The organism is Brevibacillus invocatus (assembly GCF_003710915.1).
Classification (GTDB): Bacteria; Bacillota; Bacilli; order Brevibacillales; family Brevibacillaceae; genus Brevibacillus; species Brevibacillus invocatus.
In genome coordinates this window covers 1-3,588 of sequence record NZ_RHHR01000072.1, presented here as the reverse complement: position 1 = coordinate 3,588, position 3,588 = coordinate 1, and the positions used below count along the sequence as shown (strand labels likewise).

General features: G+C 40.4%; 4 protein-coding genes. All 4 read right to left on the bottom strand.

Features of this window, described 5'->3' with window-relative positions; translation table 11 throughout:
• Positions 1-198: 198 nt before the first annotated feature.
• Positions 199-1,002, bottom strand: a complete 804-nt coding sequence (locus tag EDM52_RS23700) for a helix-turn-helix transcriptional regulator (RefSeq protein WP_122911365.1) — start codon at positions 1,000-1,002, stop codon at positions 199-201.
• Between the two features lie 324 nt (positions 1,003-1,326).
• Positions 1,327-1,878: a DUF1697 domain-containing protein gene (locus EDM52_RS23695; protein WP_122911364.1), complete on the bottom strand. Its 552-nt coding sequence runs from the start codon at positions 1,876-1,878 to the stop codon at positions 1,327-1,329.
• A 397-nt stretch (positions 1,879-2,275) separates the two neighbouring features.
• Entirely contained in the window at positions 2,276-3,103 is an 828-nt protein-coding gene (locus EDM52_RS23690; RefSeq protein WP_183185337.1) for a methyl-accepting chemotaxis protein, read from the bottom strand.
• Positions 3,104-3,292: 189 nt separating this feature from the next.
• On the bottom strand, positions 3,293-3,427 hold the full coding sequence (locus EDM52_RS25785) for a tyrosine-protein phosphatase (RefSeq protein WP_122911362.1): 135 nt from the start codon (positions 3,425-3,427) through the stop codon (positions 3,293-3,295).
• Positions 3,428-3,588: the final 161 nt, after the last annotated feature.

The following is a 3,588-nucleotide window of genomic DNA, read 5'->3' as shown; positions in this document are numbered from 1 at the left end:
AACATTCACGCATTCGGCGGATCTAGTTTGGTGTTGCCTTTTTTCGGGTAAGAGTTCGATTTGTGCTGATTATTTTCCAATTCGCATGAATCAACCCCTTGACATATCACCGCTGTGCTTTTTCTAATGGAATAAAAAAACAGGCTACTATTTTCATTCTAGCCTGTAAGCATAATCCTGTATTGTAAATTTCTGAACTTAACTGAGGAGCGCAGCGTGATTATGGTGCCTTCCTGAAATGGATCGATAATCACTTGGGTTGATGCCGGAAAAGGATTGAAAATCTTTGATGAAATGAGCTTGATCATAATATCCACAAGCGAGCGCAATATCCGTCCATATGATCGTATCGCCATTCCCTATCAAGCGCATTGCTTCTTGGAACCGAAAAATGCGATTGAATTGCTTAGGCGTCATGCCGATTTCTTCTTTGAATAATTGATTGAATTTCCTATGACTCATACCGATGTGTTCAATAACTTCGGACACCCGAGAATGAGGCAGTTCTTTCAGTGCATAGAGTACCGATGGATTTCGTTCCATCGGCAGCAACGCAGATGACAGCAATCTTCGTTCCAGTACTCGGAACATCACTTCCGGCGTTTGCGCAGCCAGCAGCTCGTCTCGAAGTTCATTTGCTCTTGCTCCCCAGAAAGTATCTAACGAAACATGTGTATTAAGGAGCTCAAACAGGGGTTCCTTCATAAACATGCGAATGCCACCCGGTTTAAAATGGATGCCTATTGTAGTCGCCTCTATGGCGGTGTCTATGACAAAGTAATCTACATGCGGACCACAAATCATGGTATGACCAAGCAGCAGCTCTTTGTTTTCTCGATTGAAGAGTCGAATCTGCTCCTCCCCGAGATTGATTACAACTTCAACAGAGCCGTCGGGTAATGCCAGCTCCCTGGAATGAGAAGGATGGTACCCTTGCATATACCAAAAACTCTCAATGAACATAGACAACGGCATTTGCGGTGCATATGTGCGCAGTATCATAGATCATACGCGACGAGTTGCTTTTTACATCAAAAAAAGCCTGTATTAATCCTGTCTGGAAATTAGTATCATCACCATCAACTATTCCATTACAAGGATTAATAGATCATCAGCTTTTCTTCACCCTTTCAATAGCGAATGGAATAATTTTACACATAATCTTTATTTTTGTCAATGTCAACCTTTAACTGTACTGAAGAAATGTTGAAGAATCGGATGCAAAAAAACACGCCTCATCGGCGCGTTTGCTTGTATGTATGGTGGAGATAGCTGGATCGAACCGCTGACCTCTACATTGCCAGTGTGCGCTCGTCCTCAATCATCCTACCCACTTTTTTCTGCTGCCAGCATAAGCTCATATATTTTACGTGTCGTATTTACATTCCTGATCGTCAACTGTTTATACAATTTCGTACCAACCAACTTTGTCATGCTGCCTTTCGTCACGTTTATTTTGTCAATCGCCCATAGAATTGCACCTGGAGCATACTTCACCGTTTCGATCTCCGGCTTGAAGGTCAGCTGATCGAGAACGGATTCGTCATTGATATCTTCCCATAAAAAAAGGACGTCGCTCCTCATTTTATCATCGTTTGTCCATGATTCGGGAAGCAAGGACATTACTTTCTTCATGTCTTCTAAACTAAGCACCAGCACCTTGATATCCAATCCGAAGGTATTCAGAATCGCTTTTTCGAGAATTTCCGCTATATCATTTTTGGAGTGGTCGGCGGTTGTAAAAATGATGTTGCCCGAATTGATATAAGTTACGACGTTTTTCATTCCGGCTTGCTCGAATGATTTTTTAAGTATTTTCATATCTACTTTGTTTTTTCCGCCGACATTGATCCCGCGGAGCAGAGCAGTATAGACCATCATTACCTCCTGGATTGGTATCATTTCAGAAGGAAGTTATACATCCTTGAATACCAATGTTAACAGAAATTACCGAAAAAACATATGAATCCAGAAAAATGTACAAGGAAGCTATGGCAGAAATAATGCGAAGTTGTTATGCGGAATTTAGATCAAACTTGGGTGCGTTGACTCGCCATTGAGGTCCCTTACTTCTCCTCCACTCTGTATGGGCCGATGCTGAAAATCTTATTTTGCGCACTTCTAAAACACTGCGATTAACCAAAAGAAATAGACCGCCCTAGCAAAGGTCTGCGGTCTACTGTGCCGGGGAGTCGTGTTACAGCACGACTCCTTCGACAGTTGTCATAAAAAATAATGGCATAATGAGTAGACAATTTAGAGAAAGCTACCTAATTTATTTCTCTTTCAACAATTCAGTAACGAAAATATTTAGTGTCTTGCTAATCTGATCCAATTCGTCTATTAGCTTACTGAATATTTCTGAATGGGTAGCCAATTCATCCGCTGATTGACTTATATCGATTATACTGTTTGAAGTATTGTTAAAGGAGATTCTCATTTCTCCCAAAAAGGCACTAATTTTTTTGGACGCGTCTTCGGAATGATGTGATAACTTTCTAATCTCACTGGCAACTACCGAAAATGTTTTCCCGTACTCGCCAGCCCTAGCAGCTTCAATTGCAGCATTAAGACCAAGCAAATTTGATTGCTGCGCTACATTATGAATAAAATCTATGACCTTATCCATATTCTCGGTATTCTTTAAATCTATTGTAGAATTTGCGGACATTTCCTGTATCGTTGCCGAAAGCTGTTCTGCATGGGCTGTAATGGAATGTGTCTGATCTCCAATTGTAGTAGCGATTTTGTTTAATTGCCCGATAATTTCCTTCAATAAATATTCTTTGTGCAAACTAAGGCCAAAACCTAAACAACCAATCCAAACTCCGTTCTCATCGAATAATGGAAAACCTATAGCTTTAAATGGCGGCCCATATTCTGGGGGTGATATGTGTTCAACCCTGTCTTTCGTTTTTCTTATGTTTCCGAACAAGTCATCCTCTATAAAGGGTTGTCCAGGAGATATAGGAACATTAAGTGACTTTGATGGTGAGAAGTAAATGTATTTTTCCGTATCTGTTACAGCCACCATAATATCTTCATCTCGAAATATCTTCGTTAATACAGGGCCAAGTGAGACTGCTTGTTCTAAGCTGTTCAAAAGCATCCTCCTAAAGATTTAATCTGCTTATTTCTATTGGGCAATTGGTCAAAAGGAGTTGTACTCTGTTGTCATTTGAGAACTCCGGCATGTTTGAAATTCGAAAAAAAGTTTTAGTTCCATTTTGAAGTGATGTGGGTTCTGGTCTTTTATAAACTTCTTTCCGTATACGGAGATCACAGATCACTTTTACGCTTGTATCCATTCCCTGTCCAGATCCGTGATTCGGGATAATTGGTCGGATCGGAACAGGACACCCGTTTTTAGGCGATTGCCATCTCTCGTTTCGTTTTCCAACCTCCAATGTCGCGAAAATGAAATCACTTTTCAAAGCGATGAGCTTTTTCAGCATGATCTATTATTATTTCCCTCATACTTTAATCCAGTTATATGAACTTAATATGAACTACATCAAGATTGGTAGACTCTACACAAAAGCTCATGATTTTAACCGGCACGCAAAAATAAGAAAACCCAGAGCGAAG